At 49.2% G+C, this 26,476-nt stretch carries 19 protein-coding genes; 8 read left to right on the forward strand and 11 right to left on the reverse strand.

Annotation, left to right across the window (positions count from 1 at the left end; translation table 11 throughout):
• The first annotated feature begins 224 nt into the window (after positions 1-224).
• Positions 225-2,483, forward strand: a complete 2,259-nt coding sequence (locus Dvar_RS20585; protein WP_419663842.1) for a PocR ligand-binding domain-containing protein — start codon at positions 225-227, stop codon at positions 2,481-2,483.
• Between the two features lie 295 nt (positions 2,484-2,778).
• On the opposite strand, the gene Dvar_RS20590 is transcribed toward Dvar_RS20585, so the two are convergent.
• Positions 2,779-3,447 carry a hypothetical protein gene (locus Dvar_RS20590; protein ID WP_419663843.1) on the reverse strand — a complete coding sequence of 223 codons (669 nt, stop codon included), beginning with the start codon at positions 3,445-3,447 and terminating at the stop codon, positions 2,779-2,781.
• Positions 3,448-4,147: 700 nt separating this feature from the next.
• Here Dvar_RS20590 and Dvar_RS20595 point away from each other — a divergent pair.
• The 7 genes from Dvar_RS20595 (at position 4,148) to Dvar_RS20625 (ending at position 11,788) form a co-directional block, all read left to right on the forward strand.
• Entirely contained in the window at positions 4,148-4,783 is a 636-nt protein-coding gene (locus Dvar_RS20595) for a hypothetical protein (protein WP_419656557.1), read from the forward strand.
• Positions 4,784-4,849: 66 nt separating this feature from the next.
• A complete protein-coding gene (locus Dvar_RS20600; protein ID WP_419656558.1) occupies positions 4,850-5,146 on the forward strand; it encodes a CHC2 zinc finger domain-containing protein in 297 nt (98 codons plus the stop codon).
• A gap of 16 nt (positions 5,147-5,162) precedes the next feature.
• Positions 5,163-5,717 carry a DNA methylase gene (locus tag Dvar_RS20605; protein ID WP_419656559.1) on the forward strand — a complete coding sequence of 185 codons (555 nt, stop codon included), beginning with the start codon at positions 5,163-5,165 and terminating at the stop codon, positions 5,715-5,717.
• A complete protein-coding gene (locus Dvar_RS20610; protein WP_419656560.1) occupies positions 5,708-7,384 on the forward strand; it encodes an integrase in 1,677 nt (558 codons plus the stop codon). The genes Dvar_RS20605 and Dvar_RS20610 overlap by 10 nt, the downstream gene beginning before the upstream one ends.
• Positions 7,381-8,058 (forward strand): ATP-binding protein, encoded by a 678-nt coding sequence (locus tag Dvar_RS20615; protein WP_419656561.1) that lies wholly within the window; start codon positions 7,381-7,383, stop codon positions 8,056-8,058. The genes Dvar_RS20610 and Dvar_RS20615 overlap by 4 nt, the downstream gene beginning before the upstream one ends.
• A 214-nt stretch (positions 8,059-8,272) precedes the next feature.
• Positions 8,273-8,860, forward strand: coding sequence for a hypothetical protein (locus Dvar_RS20620; protein ID WP_419663844.1), 588 nt, complete (start codon positions 8,273-8,275; stop codon positions 8,858-8,860).
• Between the two features lie 924 nt (positions 8,861-9,784).
• Positions 9,785-11,788 (forward strand): methyl-accepting chemotaxis protein, encoded by a 2,004-nt coding sequence (locus Dvar_RS20625; protein WP_419663845.1) that lies wholly within the window; start codon positions 9,785-9,787, stop codon positions 11,786-11,788.
• A gap of 318 nt (positions 11,789-12,106) precedes the next feature.
• Here the strand turns inward: Dvar_RS20625 and Dvar_RS20630 are convergent, their stop codons facing one another.
• The 10 genes from Dvar_RS20630 to Dvar_RS20675 all read right to left on the reverse strand — a co-directional run bounded on the left by Dvar_RS20630 (position 12,107) and on the right by Dvar_RS20675 (position 26,469).
• Positions 12,107-14,035: an AAA family ATPase gene (locus tag Dvar_RS20630; RefSeq protein WP_419663846.1), complete on the reverse strand. Its 1,929-nt coding sequence runs from the start codon at positions 14,033-14,035 to the stop codon at positions 12,107-12,109.
• Positions 14,032-14,652, reverse strand: a complete 621-nt coding sequence (locus tag Dvar_RS20635; RefSeq protein ID WP_419663847.1) for a hypothetical protein — start codon at positions 14,650-14,652, stop codon at positions 14,032-14,034. Before Dvar_RS20635 ends, Dvar_RS20630 begins: the two co-directional genes overlap by 4 nt.
• 9 nt (positions 14,653-14,661) lie before the next feature.
• On the reverse strand, positions 14,662-15,759 hold the full coding sequence (locus tag Dvar_RS20640; RefSeq protein ID WP_419663848.1) for a hypothetical protein: 1,098 nt from the start codon (positions 15,757-15,759) through the stop codon (positions 14,662-14,664).
• Between the two features lie 133 nt (positions 15,760-15,892).
• Positions 15,893-17,026 carry an ATPase domain-containing protein gene (locus Dvar_RS20645; RefSeq protein WP_419663849.1) on the reverse strand — a complete coding sequence of 378 codons (1,134 nt, stop codon included), beginning with the start codon at positions 17,024-17,026 and terminating at the stop codon, positions 15,893-15,895.
• A 7-nt stretch (positions 17,027-17,033) separates the two neighbouring features.
• Positions 17,034-17,942 (reverse strand): 5'-3' exonuclease, encoded by a 909-nt coding sequence (locus tag Dvar_RS20650; protein WP_419663850.1) that lies wholly within the window; start codon positions 17,940-17,942, stop codon positions 17,034-17,036.
• A 54-nt stretch (positions 17,943-17,996) separates the two neighbouring features.
• The gene (locus Dvar_RS20655) at positions 17,997-19,175 is read right to left on the reverse strand and encodes a hypothetical protein (protein WP_419663851.1); all 1,179 of its coding nucleotides are present in this window, start codon (positions 19,173-19,175) and stop codon (positions 17,997-17,999) included.
• Positions 19,176-19,244: 69 nt separating this feature from the next.
• Positions 19,245-20,024, reverse strand: coding sequence for a hypothetical protein (locus Dvar_RS20660; protein ID WP_419663852.1), 780 nt, complete (start codon positions 20,022-20,024; stop codon positions 19,245-19,247).
• 31 nt (positions 20,025-20,055) lie between these two features.
• Complete coding sequence (gene dnaE, locus Dvar_RS20665) at positions 20,056-23,430, reverse strand: DNA polymerase III subunit alpha (RefSeq protein ID WP_419663853.1); 3,375 nt, start codon at positions 23,428-23,430, stop codon at positions 20,056-20,058.
• A 91-nt stretch (positions 23,431-23,521) separates the two neighbouring features.
• Positions 23,522-24,400, reverse strand: coding sequence for a hypothetical protein (locus Dvar_RS20670; protein WP_419663854.1), 879 nt, complete (start codon positions 24,398-24,400; stop codon positions 23,522-23,524).
• 80 nt (positions 24,401-24,480) lie between these two features.
• A complete protein-coding gene (locus Dvar_RS20675; RefSeq protein WP_419663855.1) occupies positions 24,481-26,469 on the reverse strand; it encodes a cobaltochelatase CobT-related protein in 1,989 nt (662 codons plus the stop codon).
• Positions 26,470-26,476 lie beyond the last annotated feature (7 nt).

The raw sequence follows: 26,476 nt of genomic DNA on the forward strand, positions 1-26,476 counted from the left end.
ATTTTGCAATGTATAGGTTTCGACCACCACATGACAATGTAACTACGATTATCAAAAATCCATTGGTCCGGGATCACTCAGCATTTGTTACGTATAGCAAAGGTGCATGAATTACGGAATTATCGTTTCAAGTTCATCCAAGCTGATTGCCGCAGCAAGCTTCCTGATTCGTCATATGTGGAGTTGGATAACATTTCAACAAGATGGGTCTTTGAGGAGGAAAGATGATGCCTCTAAAACCAACATATGAGGAACTATTTCAAAGAGTCAAAGCGTTGGAAGAGGAAAAATCAAATTGGCTGAAAAAAATAGAAGTTGAAGCAAGTGCGCTCGAGGATGCGGACATTGAATCGTTGAAGAAACAGGAAGATTCTATAGAGGAAAAAGGCAGCCTCGAGTCTATCATAGATATTGAAGAGATTCAGTCGATCATGAACGATTTCCATAAATTGACAGGAATGGTTACAGCCATTCTCGATATGAATGGTACCGTTATCGAGGCAACAGGGTGGCAGGATATCTGCACTAAATTTCATAGAGTTCATCCAGAAACCGCACAGAACTGCACCGAAAGCGATCTTTATCTTGTAAAAAACATTAAGCCTGGAGAGTATATAGGATACAAGTGCCAAAACGGTCTGTGGGATGTCGTTACTCCGCTATATATTGGAAATAAACATCTGGGTAACATATACACCGGGCAGTTTTTCTATGATGATGATTCGGCGGATGAAGAAATGTTTATCCAACAGGCTGAAAAATACGGGTTTGACAAAGAAGCCTACATAGATGCATTTCGCCGAATCCCGAGATATAGCAGGAAAACGATAAGCCATTTGATGAGCTTTTTAGTTAAGTTCACCTCTTATATCTCAAACGTCAGCTATGCGAATATAGAGTTGGAAAAGGAAAATCACGAACGCAAGCGAGCAGAAAACGCGCTACGGGAAAGTGAGGACCGCTTGCGCTCATTGATAAATGCATTGCCTGATTTGGTGTGGCTGAAAGACGAAAATGGGGTTTATTTAGCCTGTAACAAAATGTTCGAGCGTTTTTTCGGTGCAAAAGAAAAGGATATCGTCGGCAAATCAGATTACGATTTTTTAGATAAAGACTTGGGGGACTTCTTTAGGGAGCATGACCGCAGGGCTATTGATGCCGGTAAACCAACCAGCAATGAGGAGTGGATCACCTTTGCCGACGATGGTCACCGCGCATTGTTGGATACAATCAAAACGCCGATGTTCGATGCCGAAGGCAATCTTGTTGGCGTGTTAGGTATTGGTCGAGACATCACGGAACGTCAACAGGCCTCAGAGGAGAGAGACAAACTTCAGGGCCAGCTCCAACAGGCTCAGAAGCTGGAATCGTTGGGGCGTTTGGCAGGCGGCGTAGCCCATGACTTCAATAATATGTTGAGTGTAATTATCGGCCATGCCGAGCTCTGCATAGAACAGTTGGATCAAAACAGTCCACTTTTTGCCGCGCTTAAAGAGATCCGAAAAGCAGCCGGACGCTCCGCCGATATCACTCGCCAACTGCTGGCCTTTGCCCGAAAGCAGACCATCACGACCCGGGTGCTTGATTTGAATGAGACTGTGGCGGGAATGCTACAAATGCTTAAACGCTTGATTGGTGAGGATATAGACATCACCTGGCTGCCTGGATCGGGGGTTTGGCCGGTCAAGATGGACGCCTCTCAAATTGACCAGATCCTTGCCAACCTTTGCGTAAATGCCCGAGATGCAATCACCGGTCAGGGGCGAATCATCATCGAAACGAACAACGCTACCTTTGACGAGGCTTACTGTGCTCAGCACCCGGAGGAAGCAATAGGTGATTTTGTGATGCTGTCTGTCAGTGATGACGGACATGGCATGGATAAGGAGACGTTGGAAAAAATTTTCGACCCCTTTTTTACCACCAAGGGAATCAGCGAGGGTACCGGCCTCGGTTTGGCTACGATCTACGGTATTGCAAAACAGAATAACGCTTTCATCAACATTTACAGTGAGCCGGGCTGTGGAACCACTTTCAAGATATATCTGCCCAGACACTTGGCTGAAACCGCAGAACCACAGATCAAAAGCCAGGCTACCCAAAAATTAGCTCAAGGCAACGAAACCATCCTGTTGGTGGAGGATGATCCCGCTATTTTGAACATGGCGAAATCGTCACTAAAACGCTTGGGGTACCAGGTATTGGCCGCCTCGACGCCGGGAGAGGCCTTTCAGTTGGCGAAGAAGCACGCCGATAAGATTCACTTGCTCATGACAGATGTGATCATGCCCGAGATGAACGGTCAGGAATTGGCGAGAGAGGTAGCCTCCATTTTTCCAAGACTTAGACTTTTATTCATGTCTGGTTATCCGGCCGATGTCATCGCTCCTCATGGTGTTCTTGATGAGGGAATAAATTTTATTCAAAAACCGTTTTCACTTCAAACGTTGGCAGTCAGTGTAAGAAAGGCTTTAGACAACTGATACAGCAACACAACTGATATCTCCACAGGGCTCAACTAAACAGCCGAAAGCCGATTGGCACTGCCAACGAAGATTTAAAAGCGATTTTGGGATAGTTTACATTTAACATGCGGAACGGGGTTGCTTTATGTGGCAACCCCTTTGATTTTCGTACACTCACTACCTCTATATTTTAGCTGACCACAATCTTTTGAGGTTCCCAATCCCTATTTTGGAATGCGGCTTAAACCCGGTAGCTACGTTGCCTGATGAATATCGGTGGTTGGAATGCATATTCAAGTATGGGAATAGAATCTCATTCGAAATTGTCATCCTGAACATATTTATAGGAATATGGGTGTTGGGTGCTGCTTAGGTCCAGGAACGACCTCATCTTGTTGTCACTATCTTTGAGACCTTCATATTTATCAGCAAGAGCAAGCAGGTCATTAAAATCTGTATCAGAACTAAAGTAATCAACTAAGGTTACATTGATATTTGGTACATTGCTTTGAAGTTGGGAAATGTGATCCAGAATGCTCTTGTTGGCGCTCAATTGTTTGAATGCCGTTATGAATTCTTCGTTTTCATTCAAGGCTTTTTCCAGCTCGGATTTTTCAGGGAAATCGCCTGAAATACTAATGTTATCCTTTGAATCGAGGGAAAGGCTAATTTCCTCATCCAGTTCAATCCCCAGGCTTTGGATGGTCTGGGTAAGCGTTACCGAGACAGAATCCTTACGGTCCTGTACCACGTCTTCAAGATCTTTTAACTTCAATTTCCCTGTGGGGTTCAGCCCTATGGCTTCCCGTGTCTGTGCCAAGGATAGGCCGGCTGAAAATGTGACTCGATCTTCTGATGCTGAATTGGCTTCTCTTGTCCGACTTGCCGTTTCATCAGAGGTGGGTTCTGCTTCGATAGCTGGCGAATTGATTCTATAATAATGATTGTCTGCAAAATAGGTTGTCATGGGAGTGACGCTCATATTTTCACCTCATAAACAATACTATGGTTTGTTGAAATAAAAAAAATTAAACCGCAATAAATGTGCCAGTTTATATGAACCCTGCTATCAAATGCGTAGCATAGCATTAAGAAATAGAAGTGGTTGGTTCTAAATTCGTCTAAAAAGAGTAGTTACCGTGTTTACTCAATATAAGGGGATTTTTGGGTTACACTGTATTCATCACTAAGGCCCCCGGATCACCTGTCAAAAACTGAGCATGACTTCATGGAAAACATACCAAACTTTTGACAGTTGAGTACTTATTCCTTGTGGTTAAATGCGGGAAAAAGACTTGATCATATCCACCAGCGTGCCAGATTACAAGAATCGGCATATTAATTGCTGATTTTGTTAGAATTGCAGGATTGAATATCACTTACAACAAGGAGAAATCATGCGTATCTCCCCCGTTTCAGTTCAACCCTCTTACTTTAACTATACTTACCAGGCGGAAAAAATTTCCTCGTCACCCGGATAAGCGCTGGCGAATAGTGTAACGGAAGGTTTTACAAAATACAGTAACAAATTTATACCCCGCTGGCAAAGCTACCCCGCTGCTGTGCGATCCGGATATCCCGCCCGGGAATGAAATGGACATACCCCGCACTTTTGAAAAAATATCCCCCCTGTATTATGAAGTGAATCACCACAAAACACTAATAAACAGGAGGGATAAGCGATGCCGCCGACAGCGACATACAATGATATTAGAGCATATCAGGAAAAAGTAGAAAAGGATAAAATCACACCGCACAGCCTTCCGCCATGCCCGCGCTGTCAGGTTGAGTCCAGATTTTTCAAATTGCATGCATACCGCGAACGCCGGTTTTTGATTATCGTTGAGTTGCTTGTCGAAGCCGTGCTTTGCACATTGGTGCGCTTCAGGTGCCCGGATTGCGGAAAGACCATCACGTGCTATCCGGATTTTGCCATTGCTAACAAGCATTACACCCGCCAGAGCATTGAAAGCTTCAGCCGCGCCTATGTGCAAGATGATCACAAGACCTACGAAGATGCGGTAATGACCGATGATGGTGTCCCCGAACGGCCGGTCAGCGGCCAGGCCCTGGCACCATCGAGCGTCCATCGCTGGATCAGCACATTAGCCGATCTTACCTGCGATGGGATAAAAAAATCACTTCCAAAAAGCAGCGTTGCACAGTCTTTTGAAAATCTGGATCTGATACAAATCCCTGAAAGAAAGTACAAAACCCCCAAAAGGAAGCATTGCCTTTTTGTCTGCTGGTGGTTTTTCAAGACGGTGGCGTTTTTGAACAAATCGGATTTCACCGACTTTGCAATAACATCTGTGTGAACTTGATATACGGTGCCTTCATAACGCCCCAACTTGAACGGGCGAGCACAAAAGGAGGCTGCGATTATGGGTTCATACACGGATGGTTTTTTAAAAAGGCTGCGCAATGAGATCGATATTGACCAGATGATCCACACCTTGGCACTAGAAACGCGAACCGGTACAAACTACCTCCGGTTTCGCTGTCCGGTTTGCCACGGATTTCACACGGCGACCAACCCAAAAACCAACCTGGCTAGATGCTTCGAGTGCAAAATTAATTTTAATCCCATTGATTTGGTCATGGCGGTCACCGCCCAAAGCTTCGTGGAAACGGTTGAGTATTTGAAACCTCATCTGACCGATACCCGCACAAATGGATAGGAATCGGGTACAGAAAATGGCTCTGTCCAAAAGGCGCCTTTCGCAGCTGGAATCGGTGATTAAACAATATCGACAGGATTTTTATGCCGTTGGAAAAGCGCTCAGAGAGATCCGCGATGGCCGGCATTATCACAAGCTGACCTTTAACAGCTTTGAAAGTTATCTCAGGCGTCGATGGGATATGGGCCGCTCTACTGCCTACCGGCTCATTGAGGCCGCTGCGGTGATCGATAACCTGTCGCCAATTGGGGAGGTGTTGCCCAAAAACGAATCACAGGCCCGGCCCCTCACCCGGATAGATGCCTTTAGCCAAAGAAGGGTGTGGCGCGATTTTTTAGAAACCGGCCAAACGCTCACCGCGGTGAATATCAAAAAGTTCGTATCGGCTCACTTGGGTGAGCAAAAAACCAAAGCGGCCTTTCGCGAGGTCATCAGCACCGATTACCAAAAAGCCGTGCGTGCGATGCTCTGTCAGATCCGCATTGCGCAAAATGACGGCTGGAGAAAAACGTCACAAAAAACCGCTTTGTATTGGAACAATGTGATGAAAGAGAAAATATTGTGGCGATAGAGCAGGACATCTCAACGCTTTCTTTAGATGATCAATTCATGATCTTGCTGCATAAAAAGATTATGAACAAGACCGGTTCGGCCAAGCGCCGCGCCAAAAAGTATTATGTGGACCAGTATAAAAAAACAGGTATCATCCCCAAGCCACTGCTGCTTGCCGGCCGCGGCATCATGGAGGGCCGAAAATGCAGCGGACGGCCGCGTGCGCTGTCTTGTGACGTAAAAAACCGCTTTATTCAAATGGTCAAAGCCGCCTGTGATGCCGATGACGACAATTTTATCTACGTTACCCGAAAGGCGCGAAAGATCACGATCTTTCATCAATTTCTGGAAGAAGAATTTGAGAAAAAGATCTCCATACACGCCCTTTACCGTCTGGTTCGCCAGGAAAACCTGCATCTGTATTTGAAAAAGCCCGATTTTGATGAACTGCCGGCCAAGGGGTTTTTCAACCCCGAGGACATTTTTGATTTGGTGCAGGTTGACGGCTGCAGCTTTCAGTACATCAAAATCAAAGATGAAAACGGAAAGTGGCGTAAACCGCAGGTGATCGAATTTTATGATACCGGATCGCGGTATATGTTCGTATTGGAACTGTATTTTTCGGAAACCAGCCTCAATGCGCTGGATCTGTTTACCCGGTTTTTACTGTACGGGCCGTTTCCCAAAAAACGCATCCGGCTGCGTCCGGATCGCGCCAAAGGGTTTTTGAACCTGAAGCGGCCTATCCACGAACTGAACATCAAATACTCGCTGCCCGATGGATTTTATATGGAGCCGGACTTTACCGGCCCAAGGTCACCGAAGCACAAGGTGCATCTGGAGTCGAGCCATCGCAGTCTGCATCATTTTGAGATCCGTATCATTAAAAAGTTTGCCGACAAAATCTTAAAAACCGAACCGGGATGGGCCTTTAAAGGCAATAAAAAAGAGCCCATTGTCGTTACCTTTCTGGACATCAGCCTCGATCAGTTAAGACACAGCCGGATGCTTGAATTGTATCGCCGGCAGCACAATGAAAGCCTTCACCGATTTACCGAGGCCGGTAAATCGGTAAAATGGGTACCCAGGGAAAAGCTTGCGGCATATTTGTCGGATCAGGATACCCTGGCATTTGATCCGGATCACGTGCAGGGCTTTATCCGCTATGGATTTGATAAGCGAAAAGCCGTTGTCTCCACGCAAAAAACCATCACCTACGACAAACAGAAATATACCGTGGTTGTGGGGGCTGAGAAATTCAGTTCGCACAAAAGCACGCCCGTTCAGGTGTCTTGCTGCAACAACAAACTCTATATTTTTGAGCCCCAAAAAGACGGCGTTTTTTTGGGCGAGGCATTGTGCCAGCAGCGGTCGGAAAAACCCAAATCCGTGGTGGAAAAGTCAGAAAAAAGGCTGAAACAAAATGAGGTTGAACAGATTGCTGCATATCTTGAAGCCAGGCAAATGAGCGTTGATATGAAAAGCCTGATTGCCTGCTACCGAAACGGACTGACGTTTGATATCGCAAAGGCCGTCTTTGAAAACAACACGAAACGCTATGATCGGCTTGTGGCCAAGCTAGACGAGCCAGACAGAGCCGGTTTTGTGCGCTTCAACGCATTTGCCATCGATTATTATCGGTATCGGCGAAATCAGCTTGCACCGGGCAAGGCGAGTGGGCCATGAAAAAAAAGCGCAAAGAACACTTCATCAATGACAAGCGTCGGGTATCGTATCTGAGCAGCGTCTATACCCGCATGTACCGGGGCAAAAGCGTGTTGATTGAGGGCGCCTACGGCGCCGGCAAGACCCGCTTTTTACAATTGATCCAGCCGAAAAAATTAAAACCGGTTTGGCTCGAATCACTGGACAACAAACATGAAATCCTGGCATCAATCCTTCAGGAGCTAAATTATGAAGGTGTGGCAACCCATTGGCACACGTCCCGGAATCTGAAAAAAATCTGCAGCCTGACCGGTTTTTTTATTGTAATCGATGAGGCCAATGATCTGGATCGCCGGGTCTGGCCGTATTTTAAAAGAATTATTGATGCATACATCCCGATGGTTTTTGCAGGCTTGCCCAAGGTCAGAACGTATCTGGCCAGTGAACATCCGGATATTCTCAGCCGTTTAAAGGTACTGACGATTTATCCTATCATCGTTGAAGACTTTATTGCCGAGTATAAAAATTTTTCTTCGGAAGCCATTGAGCAGATATATGCCGCCACCGACGGTGATATGCGAAAATTTGAAGAAATCTGCATAGAATGCCAGGATAAGGCCAAGGAGCTCAAGTATAGCCTTGTGGATATCAATTTAGCCCTGACAGTCCTCACCGATCTTCCCTCCAACCATTGATCCGACTTTAGCCGATACCGATCCAACCCCCTTCATTTTAAGCTTTAACCCGAGGATCTGAACAAAATCCCCATCATTTAGATTGCATACTTCCGGGGGCTTTTGACCGGAATCAGTCAAAAAATGAAAAATGACAGAAAACCGAGCCGGTTTTTTGCATTTGGATGTCATCTTGTAAGAGAAGTAAACTATCGATATCTTAGGGGCATGCAAAATGCGAGCATTATTATTTTGCGAACATTGGCGTTACACTATTCGCCAGCGCTTACCCGGAAAGAATGATGTAGTAACGCTTTCGGATGAAGGAAAAAAAATGGCGGCTCTGGGTTCGGCAAACTCCTCATTGTTGATTGACACTGAAATTAATTTTATGGACGGTGCGGGAAAAGACGGGGTCATCACTCTGGATGAAATCCGGGCCTTTAGTGAAAAAAAATTTAATGCCGCCAAAGATATACTGGCAGAGACTCTTAGCCAGTTAGGTATCCCATCCGGCTCCAGCATTACTATAGGCACGGACGAAGAAGGTGTGTTCAGGGTCGATTCCGATCTCTCTGCTCAAGACAATGATAGATTGGAGACCGCTTTGAATGAGCACTCCGATTTCCAGCAAGCTTTTATGAAATCAAGTTCCAGCTTCTCCCTGCTTGATGCAGGCGAGAAACATACAGAGTTTTCCCAGGCCTATGCCCAGGATCCCATGGCAGCGGTCGCCCGGTATGGTATCGGAAATCCCTCATCAGGGGAGTATGTGATTCAATATGCACAAGGCCAGACTATCCAGGTATTGAAAACAATTTAGTCTCCCGTATTGGATAACTCACTGAAGTAATAGTTACATGGACATCCTGTCTTCCATAGTCCAATGAATCTCTGGATTATCACGAACGGGATCGGGCTAAAAACCGGCCCTTTCCAGTGAGCAAGACCCTACCTTCACAAATTTTCGAAGAGCGACAAAGCCAGATTAACCCTTGGCTGTTTGACTTCAGCAGGCTTCGAACTCCCTATGGTTACGTAAGTCAAAACCGCTGATGGGCTGGGGACCAAAGACGAAATAAACATCACAAATATATTATGATTCTGGTGTGTTGTGACTACCTGTCAGAATCCGTAAAATCCAATTTCTGAAGTGCGAGACAGCTTTATTTTTATAATCTGAACTTCATGGCAAAATTGCCGACCACAAAATATGGGATTGGTGATTGTTGCCTTGAAACATAAGGTAAGAAACCACACGATTCGGTAGGGGACATTTATAATGGATAGCCACAGTGTAGATTAAGCCGATGAAATCTTTGCTAACATCCCGAAAAAACAGAGCATTGATTCATAAAAATAATCCGCCAGCCATCCAACAGCAAATCGAATGCGGTTCCCGCCATAACTTCTGTGCATGCCAGTCATCCCGTTGCTCGGGCAGCCGTCCCGGCGTAGACAATCCCACATGCATTTTTACGGACCTGGGCTAAAGAAATGTATCCGATTGTCGATAAATATAACGCCAATTGATGGCGTTGCCCACGGCACCCAAAAGATGGAAAAAATCTGGGTTGCAGCACCAAGCGGATAAAAAGCATGATCTAAATTAATCAACTATCAATTTTATACACAGCGTTTAATATAAATTCGGATCATTATCGACAGAAGACCGAATACCAATGGTTCATATAAATATTATGCGTAATTATTCATGTCGCTGTGTATAATTTAGGAGGATGTATAAATGAAATCCATTCGCGGAAAGCTAATTCTTTTTTCCAGTTTATTGATCCTCATTACCGTGCTGCCCATCATTCTCACGGTGAATATCCTGATAAACAGATCGATTCAGGATGGGCATATCCGGAATGTCACCCAACAGGTGAGCATCATCGAGCAGATGCTATTTATATTTTATGATGATTTAGATCGAAATATCGATATGTTCGCTTCCCACCAAAAGGTCAGAAAGGCGGACAGCACCATCACCGATTATTTAGCGGGCTCTGGGGAAATGATGACGCCATCCAGAAATGGAGGCATTGAGCAAGAGATTTTCGAAGAGTTCGATAATTATGCCAAAACACACCCAGGCACCCTGTATGTCTATATGGGGACCGAGGATGGTGGTTACATCCAGTGGCCGGAAACAAAGAACTCCAAAAATTACGACCCAAGAAAACGGCCCTGGTATCAACGGGCCATGTCCAATAAAAATCAAGTTATCCGGACGGATCCATATGTGGATTCGGTGAATGGCTCTGTCATTGTCAGCAATGCCCGGACATTCACAGACGTTAGCGGAAAGATATCCGGCGTCATGGCGATTGATGTCTCTTCAGGCAAGCTGACCGAAATAATGAATGGCATTAAAATCGGGAAAACCGGCTATGCCATGATGATGCACAAATCCGGTTTGATTCTGGCCGATCCCAAAAACGCTGACAACAACTTAAAATATGTGAAGGATGTTCAAATCGAAAACCTGGGGATTGCCCTTGAAAAGCCAACCGTCAATTTCGAGACTACTATCGGCACGCAAACCTATCAGGTCGATTCATTCAAGATTCCGAATACGGACTGGATCATTGCCGTTTTTATGGATCAGAGCGAGTTGTCCGAGGTCTCCAGATCGATTCGGTTTACGGTTTTTGGTTTGACGGCACTGGTTTTATTGGTGATTTCGGTTCTGGCGTTTTTCGTTTCCGGTAGATTCACCAAACCAATCAATGCCATGGTTGATGGACTTAAGGACATCGCCCAGGGTGAAGGCGATCTAACCAAACGACTGGAGGTAGTCACCAAGGATGAACTGGGCGAACTGGCCACCTGGTTCAACACCTTTATTAACAAGCTGCAGCATCTCATCAAGGAAATCGCCAACGGTGTGGAGACTCTATCGTCTTCTTCTACTGAGCTGTCAGCAATTTCCGAACAGATGGCCCAAGGCATTCATAACGCCACCGAAAAAGCGAATACCGTCTCGGCCTCCTCCGAAGAGATGAATGCCAACATGAACAACGTGGCTGCGGCCATGGAAGAGTCAGCCACCAACACCAACATGGTGGCCACGGCCGCCGAACAGATGTCGGCCACCATAGGCGAGATTGCCCAAAACGCAGAAAAAGCCCGCGGCATTTCCGACGACGCAGCCCACAAGGCCGGCAACGCTTCCACCAACATGGATCAACTGGGGGCTGCGGCCAAGGCAATCGGCAAGGTCATCGAAACCATCACCGACATCAGCGAGCAGGTCAATCTTCTGGCCCTCAACGCCACCATCGAGGCCGCCAGGGCCGGCGAAGCCGGTAAGGGCTTTGCAGTGGTGGCCAACGAAATCAAGGAACTGGCCAAACAGACCGCCGCGGCTACCGGTGACATCAAGGCCAAGATCGAAGACATCCAGGGCACCACCTCGACCACCATCGACCAGATCACCGAGATCGCCAGGGTCATCACCGATGTCAACGATGTGGTAGCCACCATCGCCACCGCTGTGGAAGAACAATCCGCCGCCACCAAGGACATTGCTACCAACGTGGCCCAGGCCTCCCAGGGCATCCAGGAAGTCAATGAAAACGTCAACCAGAGTTCTTCGGTATCGGCCGAAATCTCCAAGGACATCTCCGATGTCAGCGTTTCCATGAACGAGATGTCCACCAGCAGCAGTCAGGTCAATCTCTCCGCCCAGGAATTGTCCAAGCTGTCCGAAAGCCTCAAGAGCATGGTAGATCAGTTTAAAATTTAATTCACATTACTGGCAATGGGAGCATTCGATACGTTCTCCCATTGCCACACATTTTTAAAGAGCAAAATTTAAGGAAACATACCTGCTATCACTATGATAAATTGAACCGTCAGTAAAAGACGGTCATATACAACATCTTATGCTCGGCCTTTTTTTACTGATTATTCCAGGTTAGTTGACTCTATTCCAAACGCCATCAGTTCTAATGACGTTACAGATACCAAATTGCAGCGTCGACTCAATTGCAGATATATATCGAGCATGTTCGGTACTCCCTATGGTTAATGTAGTTTGTTGATGGAAATTTGCTTCGTTTCTTTAAGCCAGAATTCTGGAATACCCATCCTTGCCTTTGACAATGGTGATGGTGTTGTCGAACATGGCTTTCAGTTCGCTGTTGTGGGTAACGACCAGTACAGTGCCGATCTCCTTGGAAATCTCCTGGAGCATCTCAACAACGTTGGCGACGCCTTCATTATCCAGGTTCTCGAAGGGTTCATCGTAGGAACAATACGAGAGGGTGTTCCGTCCGAATGAGCGGACCAGGTCTTGAATGGATTGGGCGATGCAGACGTCGGCACGTTTCCGTTCGCCACCGCTGATTCCTTTATACAGTTTGGCACCGGTCTTATGGGATATGCCAATCGAGAACTTGTCTTTCAGGTCTCCACTTTTGAGTTTGGTGACTGTGTTGAAATCGATCTCGATCTCACCACCGGTTACCGTGGTCGAATGATGATTGGCCTGTTCGTTGAGGAAGGGGGTCACGGTGTCCAGCAGGAAAGAGGGCACGCCCGAATAACCAAAGCCAGCCTCCCAGAACTCGATGTAGCGGATCTCTTCTTCCTTTTCGGCAATGACGGAGGCTATGGCATCGATTTTCACATTGGCTTCATTGACGGTTGTTTGCTCTTTTTCGATGTAGTCTTTCCAAGGTGATTTTTCCTCCGCCTTTTTGGCTTTCAGTTCTTGAAGTTCGACGATTTTGGCGGCCAGCATGGCGGATTCCTTGGTGGAAGCCTCGATGCGGGAGAGGGTTAACTTCAGGTCGGCGATGGTCCGTTCGGCCTTCTGACAGGCAGCGATGTTGGTGTCTATCTCCGTTTCCTGGGTTTGATAGGTCTTCAGTTGCGGCTCGGCTCTGGTGACCAGGGTTTGATACTTGGCCAGCTCGGCGGATGTGGTTTCGATCTGTGTCTTGATCCCGGCGATCACGTCGGCCAGGTCAGCTTCGGTGATGAGTTTTCCACATTCGGTGCAATTGGTTCCGACTCGGCTGCTGACTTGTTTCAGCTCCCGGTTTTTGATGTTCAGGGTGCGTTCGGCGTCCGCAGCTTTGTGTTTGATGAGGTTAAACGAGTCGCGGAAGCGGTTGGATGTCTCTGCCAGTGAAGTCTTGATGTCGAGGTGCTCAGGCAGTTTGGCGACGGTCTTTTGATAGGTGGCAATCGTATCCCCGATGATTTTGATCTGTTTGGCATGGCCGTCGAGGGAAGCGATGCGGTCCTGAACGGTTTTGATCTGATTATCGAATTCGGCAAGGGCGGCCTTTTGAGTGTCGCCGAAGGTGTCATGCCGGGATTTGTAATCGGCCTTGCGGGTTTCGGCCTCCATGACTTCCTCCAGCAGTCGTTCTTTACGACCTTGGATGGTGGCCAACTCCTCCCGCAGAACCTTCTGGTCATGGCGAGCCTTTTCCAGTCCACTGGTAAACCGGGTGAAGTCCAGGGCATCGATGAACACTTCCTTGATCTGCTTGTCGGTGTAGGTGGAAAAGGGTTTGACGTTGTTCTGGCTGAAATAGGCGGAATTGCAGAACAGAGTGTATCCACAGCCCATGAACTGCTCGATGCGCTTTTGGGTTTCGGCCTTGTCAACGCCGGCGAGGTTTTCCTCGCCGTCAGCTCCAACCCGGACGAATTTCAAATCATCGCCGTGCTCGCTGTGTTTGCGGTATCGTTCGATGCGATAATCAAAATCGCCGTCTTCGAAGATGGCTCTTACGTAGCAGTCCTTTTTGTGGATGTTGTTGACGACGTCATTGACACCGACGTCCTTCGTGGTTTTACCATAGACAGACCAGAGGAGTGCCTCTTGAAGACTAGTCTTCCCGGCTCCATTGCTGTCTGCCATATCGGATATTTCATTGATTCCGTTGATCAGGACCAGGCCGCGGTCGGCCAGGTCGACGAGGTTACCAGGACCAAACGACATAAAATAATCGATATACAGGGATCTGAGTTTCATATTGATATCGCTGCCTCCTTTTTACGTTTTTCCAGGATGTCTTTGACGTCCTCGCTGATGATCTTTGTCGGTGTAGGCGTGGGTGCGGCTTCACCCAGGTCGCCGAGGCGTTCTGTTGTGGAAAGGGTTTCGGTTGAGTTGATGTGCATCTTGGCAATCAAGTCCTTGGGTGTGAGTACGATCCGACTGTCGCGGTCTGTCGGGTGGGTGAGGATGATATTAACTGATGTCGGGGTGCGTTTTCCAGGCTCGGTACCGGTGACCTTGAAAAGCTCGCCGGGCCTGTAGGTGGTCTTCATGTGATATTTCTGTTCACCGGATGGGGTGGAATACCGGGTCGGCAGGCGGTGCGCACTTTTCACTTCCATGGTTGGATAATGGCCGAATTTCTCCTTGAACTGGGTGACGTAGGGCTCTTCGGTGATCCCCAGTTCACTGAATGTTTTGTATGTCGCTTTTAAGTAAGGTGGATCTGCATCGTCATCATCGAAATCCTCGTAATAGTCGTCCATGCCATCGTCATCCTCGAAGAGTGGGTCTTCTTCAATGAATTCGGGTTCTGGATGATCAGGTTCTTCGCCGCCGATAAAAATCCGGGGTCTTTTGGGGATATCCATGGATGCCTCCTAACTGAGATATGCCAGGCCGATTTTTTTCAGCCGATCGTGGTCAAGATCTGTTTTGCCCCATTCAGATTCGAGGTATTTGGTGATGATTTCCTCGTCCTTGGCACCGGGAGTGAGATCGATTCTGGCGGTTTTCTTTTCGGGTACGACTTCGATGCGGTATTCGGCGACACCGTGTCGTTCAAGTAGGGTTTTGACACGGGTGCCTTCGGCCTTTGATTTGACCTTTACTGATACAAAGTCACCAGTGATCTTTTCAGGGACGATGGTTTTCTCGCCTTCGAAATAATGGAATTCAGGGGATTCGATGGGGATGAATTCGAAGTCCAGAGTTTCGGTGTTTACGATGATGTATCCTTTCTTGTCGCCGCGTTCGTCGGCCCTGAGCTGGATGGGCGAACCGATGGAGACCACTTTCTTGGTCCGGCCGTGTTTGTCGGTCGGTCCCAGAATGACGTCGTGGACGTGATGGTGGCCAAGCAGGACCAAGTCGAAATGTTTCATCAGTTCTTTTCCGGAAAAATCACCACCCCGGTCGAGGTGTTTTTTCATCAGCTCATGGGTGTAAAGGTGGCCAAGCAAAATCGCCGTGTACGGTTTAGCGTTTTCAACTTCCTCGATGGCTCGCTTTAGCATGCCTCGAAACTTGTCCTCGCTGAACCGACCATGCTCCATCGGGTAGGGGATGATGGCAAACATAATACCTTCGCCCCAATGGGCAAAACTGACTGATGCGCCATGCGGAATGAAAATGCCAGGCAGGTATGAGAGGGATTCCAGGGCGTGCCGGGAACCGTCATGCGTGGCCATGTCGTGATTACCGATGTTGATGATGTCGAATTGATCGGGATTGGCTACCTTCGACCGCCGGTGCAGGATGCCGGAAAATTCGTTGAAGGCGATTACATGGGCGGAATTTTTAACCTGAAACGTGTCACCTCCTGATACGACTGGGCAACCGATCTCCTCAGCGGCATCATAAATGGTTTTAACTGCCCGGCCGATGTCGACCAGGCGACTATTCATGCCATCGGGCAGGATCTTCGAATAGCTTTGGTGAGGATGATTATGCGGATCGCTGTATGCGATGAATTTCATTTCTGGATCTCCTTGATGACCCCAGCCGGAGCCGGGGTGTTAGGGTTAGGCGGCTGCCTGGTCGTTGTATTGGTCTTGGACTTCAGCGGCGATGTCTCGTTGGAGCTTGTCGTTCTCGTTATTGAGGAACTTATCATTCGGCCGCAGCAGCTTCAGATACCTCAGCACCAGGACCATCCATCTTAGCTTTAATGTGATTGAGTTTTTCATTGACGATCTCCCTTGCCATGGTTCTGAGCTTGTCTGCCATCGCCGGATCGGCTGAGGCCATATTGTAAAGCTCTTTTTGCCTGCGGTTCTTGCCATCCCAGAGGTAATATCCGGCGGCAGTCCCGAGCAGGTCGCTGTTGGATTTGATGAAACCGATCGACTCCCAGAGGGTGTCGACGCCCCGATCGAACCAAGTAACGTACTCGATCCGGCCGAAGGGTTTTCCGACTTTGTTTTTAGAGACATAGATTTTGGTGATGATTCCTTCGGCATCCTCCCCTTTTGATCCTTCGGGAAAGGGTTTGCCTCGGGTCATTTCCAAAGTAATGGCACTGTGAAAATCGATTGGGTTCTGGCCAATGTAGGTATTTGGATTGCCGAACATGACGCCGATTTTCTGCTTAAGCTGGTTGACCAATAGCAGAATGCAGTTCATGTCGTGGACAACGGGCATGAGCTTGCGGAACGCTTGGGAGAGAATTCGGGCATGAGCGCCCATGCCGGCCTTGCCAACATCGTTTTCGATCTCCTGGGCTACGGATGAACCGGCGACCGAGTCGAGGACAATACCAATCAATGCTTTCTTGTCTTTGGCTCGCAGCACCTTGATGACGCTTTCCATGATGTCGAAGGCGCCTTTGACTTTGATCTCTTTACCGGTGTCGATGTCGACGTCCTCGTAAGTGTCGAGGGATTCGGGTTGGCAGCCCAGGTAGCGGGCCATGTCGAGGCCTTGCTTTTCGCAACGGGTCTTGAGGTTGGATCGTTCGACGTCTAAACCAAGGGCAATGCCGTCATGTCTCTGGATCTGAGCCATGCAATGCACGCTCAGGGTGGATTTGCCGACGCTTTTGGCGCCGATCAGGGTCACCAGCCTGCCGACTGGAAGCCCGCCACCCAAGGCGAGATCGAGTTGCGGAATACCAGTGGGTATCCACCATTCGACGTCCTTCAATATGGTCAGATCATTTTTGAGAACGCCTTTGACGTCAGCGACGAGGGCGTCCAGATCCAATACTGGAGTCGATACGTCTTTTTTAACAGGTGTCCGTCCCATAGTCCTCCTATGAAAGTTCTTTAAAAGGTTTTATCCAGTTTGCGAAATCAACAAAGATCGCGGCAATCTGCATTTCCACAGCCATTTGGCGGACGGCGCCCCAGTTGGGTTCCTGCCGTTCGATTTTGGCAGTGGAGAAGTCAGCCAGCGGGGTATGCAGGTTGATGAGCGCCTTGCTGAGCTGGAAAGTCTCCCAGCCATCGATAATCTTTTGCTGGGTTTTGTTTGGATTGAGGCTTCCGCCGTCGACCAAGTGACGCCATTTATCGACGCTGTCGAATGCGGTGAGCAGCTTCAGGGCTGTTGCCGGGCCAATTCCTTTAATCCCAGGGACATCGTCGCTGGTATCGCCTTGCAGGGCTTTGTATTCAAGAAACTGATCCGGACGCAGACCGTCGTAGATCTTCGAGAAATTGTCGAAGGTGATGTGGCGGCCTGCTTTCTTGTTCATGGTTGAATAAATGCTGACCTTCGGGGTCACTAGTTGATGAAAGTCCGAATCAGAGGAAATGATGACGGCATCTTCGCCCATTTGATTGGCTTTCTTGGCCATGAGGGCGATCATGTCGTCACCTTCGATTCCTGGGCCTCCCAATTGATACAGTCCAAGATCGGCGACGGCTTGTTTGATGAAAGGGATCTGCGCCAACACTTCTTCGAGGTTCATTTTCTGTTCGGGTGTTTTCTTTTCGACGGCGCGCCCCTCTTTGTAAGTGGGAAGTCTGGCCAGCCGTTTTTTGGATTTACCACCATCCCAGGCGATGAATACTTTGTTGGCTTCAAACAAACCGATGTATGACCGGACGGATTTCAAAAAGTTCGATATGCCCTGGGTCGGAAAACCGTCGCTTCTGGATAAGGCGCCGACAGAATTCGAAACAAAGGCCAGATTGTTTCCGTCAATCAATAAAATCATAGGAACTCCCTTAAATCCGGGACGGACCTAACATCCGTCCCGGATGGATGGAGGTTATCTGTTAATCGCTGCTTCCATTTCTGCCATCAGGTCTGCGGCGGAAACCGCCGGGTCTGCGGCGGGAGCCGGGGCTGCGGGAGCCGGGGTTGCAGCGGGAGCCGGGGTTGCGGCGGCGGCTGCGGCGGCTTTGCGAGCAGCTCGCTTGGTTTCTACCATTTTGGTTTCGCAGTCATCTTGTTCGACACAGTCAAGGCAGGTGGCATTGTTTTCGTTGAAGTTTCCAAAACAGGCCGGGATACCAGTTACCGGCGGGGGCGTCACGGCGGCTTTTGCGGCGGCTTCGGCTTCCAGGGCAGCAGCAGCTTGTTCCTCTAAAGTCATCGAGGTAGGAGTTACAGAAGTTGGAGCCGGGGTTACCGGGGGCGTCACGGCGGCCGGAGCTACCGAAGCTGTTGGAATAATCACTTCCGGGGTAACGGGTGCTGCTACGGCTTCGACGGCCGGAGGTGGCACATAGGCGCTGCCAACCTTAACCATGTCGACGTCGGATGGGGGTGCCGGCAGGGCGGTTGCACCCGGAGCAGGCAGCGGTTCTTTTCCTTCCCAGACCAGCTTCAGGTTCTCATAGGATTCGTTGCGAACCATCATGTCCAGGTTGGGGAGATCCTCTGTGGTGATCGGGATCGGAACCGGGGAGGGTGCCAACTTGGCCCGAACACTGTAACGGGTGGAAAGACCCTTGCCCGTCTTGTCGATGATGATATCGCGGCCATTTTCAAGATGAGTGATATCGCCATAACCGACTTCGGTATCGACCATGATGTTCCAGACTTCCAACAGAACCGTTTTCGGGAATTCGGCTACCTGGATTCCAGTATCAAGATCGTTTATGTCGATGACATTGACGTAGAAGCGAGGACCGGCGCCGACCTTGCGGAGCCATTCTTTCGTGGTTTCATCAGGTTTGCTTTTCCACATCACATCGATGTTGTCGCAGATGGGGCAGGGTTTATCGAAGCAGACTTTCGGGCAATAAACCATGGTTTTGCCTTCCGGTCCCAGGTTCCAATGTTTGGCGAAAATCCGGGAAAAATCATCAGCGCCTACCCACGGCGGAAGGATCCGCAGGATGTTGCGACCATCTTTCCATTCGTAATAGTTGGTGCTACGGCGGGCGGCTTCTTCTTTGGCTTTTGCGGCGTTTTCACGGATTTTGTCGAGGTTAAGTGCCATAGGTTGTTTCTCCTTTAAAATGATAGGTGTAATTAATTACTTCGTCAAAAGGGTATAGAAATAGTGTTGTTAAGCTGCTTTGGTGTCCAAAACTCCTTTGGCTTTTTCGCGCAAGCTCATTCCGATCTGATCTACCTCCTGTCGTTTGGCTGATCCAAGTTGGATCAGCATGTCGCGGCGTTGGGCAAAGGCTTCTTTTGCACCTCTGGCAATATCGGCGTCCCGATTGGCATCGATCAATTGCTGTTGGGCGGCTTGATATTCGGGTGAGAGGATAACCTCTGACTGGATCATTTTCTCCGTAGGCTTGGTGCCCTCAGCCAGCAGGCGTTCCCGGATTTTTTTGGTCATTTCCGCGTCGACCACTTCCAGGCGGAGTTTCGCGGTCATCGCTTTGCCTTTGGCATAGGCTTCGGCGTTGGCGTAGCTGGCATATTTGGATGCCTGGGATTTGAATTCGGTATTTAAGTCTCCTTCATTGATCTCAACGTCGTCGGCGAATGAGGGTTCGCCTATCTTCAGCTTACCAATCCCCGCTGCTGCGGCTTCGACCGGTGAAGGGGTCGGAGTGGGGGCAGGAGAGCTTTCAGGGGCTACGGCCGGGGTTGAGGGTGTGGCTGCCTCTTCCGGGGCCTTGGTGATGGGCTTACGGACTGCCGGGGTGAGATCCGCTATGGTGGATGAAGCCGGTGCAGCAGGAGCGGTAGATGCCGGTGCAGCTCCGCCATCCAATTCCATGCGGCACATCTTCTCGACGATCAGTTCCTGAAGCGCGTCGGCAGTGGTGTCTTTTTCGTAGGGGATTCCAAGTTCTTTTGCCTGTTTTCTGAGTTCTCTTAATGTTGCCATAGATAGTGTTTTCCTAATGGATGGTTGAATGTCAAAGATACTCTTTCAATTTCCGAATAGACTGCCTGAACATTTCCTCCTTTTCACCTGATTCGTCATACGCCATCATGCCCGGGGTGATGGAAAAAACGACCATGGCCCGGTATTTAGCGTGCCAAATGGATGTTGCGTTTAGTTTCATGATGCCTGTGCTTTTTCCGGTGAAAGCGGCCACCCCGGCATTGCCGAAAGCCAGAACGACGTTCGGTGAACACGCGGCAAATAATTTGGGCAGCCATAAATTAGGGCAGGTGCAGGCATCGGTGATTTCGCGTGATAGTCGACCTGTGGGTGGCCGGCAGGCGAAGGCATGGGCCATGAAGATCTTGCCGGGGGTGAGTCCGGCTTCGGCTTTCAGGATCTCCCACATCTTTGTATAGGTTTTCCCGGTGAATGGCGTCCCTTTGGTTTCCTCGGCCATGTTGGGGAATTGACCGATTATCAGAACCTTGCTTCTCGATGACCATTTCCAGGGCACCGGAGCGTTTTCTTTGGTGCCAAGGTCGCAAGCCTTGCAGGTGATGAATTCGCCGGTCACCATGTCGAGAATGTCGTCGTGGATCTCCATGTCGGCCGTGATCGAAATCGTTGAGCTGGAAAATACACCCGGAGCATACTCTGCTTTTTGGCTGTATTTTTCCGGGTCGTCAAAGTCCGGATAACCGGCCAGCGGAGCTGGTGGGTCACCGGCTACCAATGCAGGGTAATTGTCGACAATCCATTTGGTGTTTGGGATGAGGGTTTCGAATCCGCCAGAATAGGCAATGGCCTCGACAACCCGTTTATTTACAGCCCTCCTTTCTGTGCAAGCCATGAAGTCCTCAAAAGTTTCGAAATAACCTAACGAGCGGGCGGCTACGATCTTCTGCCCGGCAATTTTACCGACGCCTTTGACCGAGGCAAATCCGGCAATAACCCGGTCGCCAACAGCGGTCCAGTTACTATCGGATAGATTGATATTCGGGCCTTCGATCTTGATTCCGAGGCGATGGGCTTCCTTGATATACATTTCCGTGGTCTCTGACTCATCGACAACTGAGCGGAGCAGAGAAGTTATGAATTCAACGGGGTAATAAAATTTCGCCCAGGCAGTCAGATATCCGATGTACGAATAGCAAGCGGCGTGCGCGCGGTTGAACCCGTAACGACCGAATTTGACGATATTGTCATAAATGACATTGGCGACGGCCTCAGTCATGCCAACTGTCTTGGCACAGCCTTCAATGAAGGTGATGCGCTTTTCTTCAAGCAGGGCGGCGCCCTTCGACTTGCTGATGATTTTCCGCATTTGGTCGGCTTCCGGCCAGGTGAATCCGGCCAGATCGACAAATTGACGCATAACCTGTTCTTGGAATATGGGGAGCCCTAAGGTCTCCTCTGTGATGGAAGATTCAGCCGGGTGCAGGTAGCTGATGGCTTCCAGTTTGTGATAACGGTTGACGTAGCTGTCCACCATGCCGGAATCTAATGGCCCAGGACGATACAGGGTGTTGCTGTGAACGAGCGTTTCAAAAGACTGGATCGGAGCGAGTTTTTGGCATAGCCCGGTAATGCCGGACGATTCAAACTGGAAAAAACCTGCGGTGTGTCCATCGGAAAACTGTTTCAAAACGTCGGGGTCATTGGGTTGGATTGAAAAATAATCAATCGTGACGCCTGTGCGTTCCTTGACCAACGTGGCGGTATCGCCCAATACAGAAAGGTTGCTTAAGCCGAGAAAGTCAAATTTGAGCAATCCGAAATGTTCGACTTCGTCCATGTGCCAATTGACGGTCACAGCGGATTTGCGTTTTTCCAAAACACCTCGGGTGCTGAATCCATCTTGAGACAGGATGACGCCACCGGCATGTACGCCTTTGGAGCGGAGCTGGCCATCGAGACGTTTTGCATGTTTAATGAGGATTGGATTCGCGGTGGCAAATTCTGCGAGTTCTCCGCCACTAAAGTTATCCTCCACGGACAGATCCTTATCCATCTTTTTCGAGATTTCATTGACCTGGGCGATGGGAATGGAAAAGACACGAGCAACATCCCTGAATGCTGATTTGCCGTGCATGAATGAAGAGGTGCTGATCTGACAGACATTTTCGGCGCCGTAGGTTTTCTTGACGTATCTGATAATCTGGTCTCGGTCGGCGCCGGCAAAGTCGAAGTCGATGTCAGGCATATCGATGCGGTCTTCACGGAGGAACCGTTCAAAATACAGTTCGTGTACGATGGGGTCCAAGGCGGTGATTCCGAGCAAGTAAGCGATCAGGGAACCTCCAGCAGAACCACGACCGAATCCGCAAAGGATCGATTTTGACTTGGCATAATCGATGACGTCCCAGCCGAGCAGGAAATACCGGATCGCGCCAATCTTCGATACAACGCCCAGCTCGTGTTTGAGGCGTTTAACGTAGACCGTTTCATCCAGGCCGCGGCCGGCGATCTTTGCCTTCCAACCATCCATGCAGAGCTGCATCAGAAATGCGGCCTCATTTTCGACCTTGTGGCGTTTAAGAGATGGGAGGGCAAAGTCGAGTTTCGGGATCTCCAGCCCCGAGCATTTGTCGACGATCTCCTGCGTTGAAACGAAGGATTTATGCAGGAATTCGACGCTGAAGTATCCGGCTTCAATCCATGGTTTGAAGGAATAAATCATTTCCTGGGGGGTTTTCAGATACAGGCCTGCCATGCCGCCGTCGATGAAGCTGAACCGGCCTTTCTCATTGATCTTGGAATTAGTCTGGATGGCCAACAGGACGTCGTGGGTGAGGGTATCCTCTTCATTGGGATAGTGGGCGTCGTTCGCAGCCACGGGTTTGATCCCGAGCATCTCATGGAGAGCGACGACTCGCTTATTGGCTTCGAACTGGCCATCGATCCAATGGGGATGAATTTCCAGATAAAAGTCATCGCCGTAAACCGTCTGCATTTTGGCGATGATGTCGGCATAGTTTGGATGGGCGGTCAGACCCATGAGGCAGGCTGATGTGATTACGCAGTCCTTGAAATCGAAGATCTGATCGATTGATAGCAGTGGGCGGTAATACATCTGTTGATTCGCCAGTGTGAGCTGCCGGAAAATGGATTGAAGACCATTCCAGTTTTTGGCCAGTACCAGAAGGTGGTAGCGGATCATCCGTTCGCCTTTGGCTGGCCGGCAAGCGGGATCGTCAGTGATATAAAATTCGCAACCGACGATGGGGATGATACCGGCTGCCTTAGCTGCTTTGTAAAATTCCAGTGCGGCGCTGCATGAACCGTGATCAGTGAGCGCCAGCGCTTTGAAGTTTTTCTTGGCAGCAGCTTCGACCCAGGCATCGGGATTACCCAACCCATCGAGCAGGCTGTGGCTGCAGTGACAGTGCAGGTGTGTAAACATTCTGTCTCCTTGTAGAACGAAAAAAATTTCAGTCAAAACGCAAGAAAGCGATGCAGGGCGGGTAAGCGCCCTGCATCGTTAAGGGTTATTGTCAGGCGGTGGCAGCCGCAGCACGTTCGATGATTTCAATCTGATGGGGAAGGAAATCGGCATTCTGCTTAGTTGCGGGCTGGGTACCGCGGAAACATTCGTATTTCTCGGAGTAACAGGAAATGACGAAGTTTTGTCCGTTGTATTTGCTCCGGGGGTTGACGATCTTGACCGTGTCACCGGCGTTGATGACCAGGTCGGCTTCTTTGGCCTTGTCGATGAGGATGAACTTGCCGTCATCCTGTTTCTTGAACATGGCAACCTTCAGCGCCGTGCATTGCCGAGTGGTTCCGGCGGGCTTGGAGTCGGCTGCAGCCGGATCGGCAGCTTTGGCATCGGCTTTTTTAGGAGCGGCCTTTTTCGCAGCAGCTTTTTTGGCTTTGGTTTTCTGGGCTTTCGTCTCGTCGACTGTGGATTTGGCTGATGGCCCATCCTTTTCGACATTGGCGGCCAGTGTTGCGATATCGCCGGTCGCTTCGGGAGCGGCTTTGACTTCAGCTTCGGCTGCTTTGGTTGCAGCTTCGTTTTCCAATTCGGCAACTGCCTGATCTTCCAGTGTTGCCGGAGCGGCATCGACGACTTCGGGTTCAACTGCCGGGGTTGCAGGTTTGGATGCGGATTCAATCAGTTTTTGCAAGCCGGCTTCGTCTTTGGCCAGGAATAGCTGATCGGCTTCCTTATCGAAACCGGCGGCGCGGGCCTGGTCGCGTAAAGCAGCCAAGGTGTCCGTTTCTGGAGCGGATGCCGGAGCGACTTCCATCGCCGGAGTAGGATTCATGGCGTTTTTGCACTGTTCGTTGGCAGCACATTTTCCGCAGTCAGTGTCGGCCGAATCAAAAAGTTTTCCAAAACAAGGTGGGGTAGCGGTTTTCGTGGTCATTTTGATCTCCTTTTAGGATGAATGAATGTTGATTTCAGTCAGATATAAATCTCAAAAATCTGTAAAAAGAATGATGGGTATCAAGTCAGTTGCTTGTAGAGGTTCGCCATCAATGTTTCAGGAAAATTCTTCAAATTGTTCACGAGCATATAATTTGAGTAGTAGTGTTTCGGGGCATCGGTTAGCATTCCGAAACCGACCAGGGTCAGGCCGGGGATACGTTCCAGATCTTTGACGACCTTTTTCAAATGGCTATGCAGCGATCTGTATTTGCAGCATCCGGCTGCCGGTTGACCGTCCGAAAGCACAAAGAGAATTTTTTTGCGTTCAGAGCGTTGCAGTAGGCGGTTTGCAGCAAACAGGACGCTTTCCCCGTCATAATTTTCTCGATGGGCGTGTAATCCGCAGATGCGTTCTTTCTGATCCCGACCATAACGTTCGTCGAATTTTTTGAAATAATACATATTCAAGCTGCCCCAACGGTCGAAGATCTTTGTTTCTTTGGATGGGATTTTGGATGATTTATGGTCGCCGCTGAATCCCAGGATCTCGAAGGGGATGCTGATCTTGGTCAGGGTCTCAGCCAGTAGGACCGCAGTTTGCCGGGTGATCCCCACTTTCGAACCCATTGAGCCGGAAAGGTCGATCAGGATGGAAACCGCAGTTGACATCTTAATGCCTTCCTTCCGGGTCCGGTAGACGGATTCGGAGGTTTTCGCGACAACTTGGTGTAATTGGCTTGGGTTGAGAATGCCCTTGCGCTTGTTGCCGTCCCAGCGACTCCGTTTTTGGGAAAGCAGGATGCGGGACAACCGGCCGCGCAAAGTGGTGACAATGCCGTTCAGGGCTTCGGCAATGGCATTATAGGTTTCGATCTTGCCGGTTGGATGAGATTCAAAACTATCCTTTTCGGTTGAATACGGCCGGTAACCATCGGCCTTTTTCGCTGCGTCGGAAATGTCACTGCCAATGGAGGGAATAAAACGTTCTGTATCGGAATCCAGGGATTTCCGGATGCGTTCCTTCAGAGCAGCCAATTCCTCTTCAGTCGGGTCAGTTTCGGGCTCATCTTCATCAATCACTTTCTTGTCGTCTTCTTTGTCTGAATCGGTCGCGTCGTCATCTGCTTCGTCGTCATCTGATTTTTCATGGGCAGATGGGGCGGTTGCCTCAGGTTCGGTTTCCTTTTCCTCTTTGGATGGATCTGACTTGGTTGGAGAACCTTCGTCATCGTCCTCGTCATCATCATCTCCGCCGCTGGGTAATGGATCGTATCCGTCCTCTGATTCAATACTAATGGTGTGTCTATCACCTTCAATGTGATCTTCTCCAGTAACGCCGCCACCATCATCACCGATGGTGTGGCCACCGTCGGCGGAAACGCTGACAGAAGAGGAGCTTTTGTCTTTCTCTTTCTTGCCCTTTGGCGGATCAGGAATAGCGAATGTCTCAATCTTTTTCAGGATGCGTTTGGCCAGTTCCAGGGAATCCTTGGTGCAGGTGATCTTTTTGGTGTCTTCGATTTCGGGACTCAGATGCTCCAATAAAGGCATGATGTCGGCTGCATACTCCTCGATAAAGGGATCAGACCAACCGATCTGGCAAATATAGATGAAAAAGACCATCGTGCGAAAAATGGGATCGGCGCCCCGGTCCAGGTCGCCTTTGTCGGCAATGATTTCATCCCATTGTTTTTTCAATTTCGTGGTGGTGAATTCACGAGATTTGTCAAAGTTGACACTACAGCCACGATAAACTTCAGCCATTTTCCGTTCGATGAAAACATCTTCGACTGCATTGGTTACAAATTTCAACGGAGTTCCGTCATCGTGACCTTCCTTGATCGATCGTTTAATGATGCTCCAATCGGAAAAGAGGATATGGGCGACTTCATGATCCAGGAATCCACGGATCATTTCGACAAGCTGGCCAGGGAGTTTGTCCGGCAGGGACGGGAGGACAATCAATTTCTTGGTTGCAAAGCACTCAGACCCGCGGAATAACACCCTGATATGGTAATTATCCGTTAGTGCCGATGCGATATTTTCTACGACTGAGCGTGCTATCATGCTTTTT

The sequence above is a fragment of the Desulfosarcina variabilis str. Montpellier genome (assembly GCF_048565275.1).
Lineage (GTDB): Bacteria > Desulfobacterota > Desulfobacteria > Desulfobacterales > Desulfosarcinaceae > Desulfosarcina > Desulfosarcina variabilis.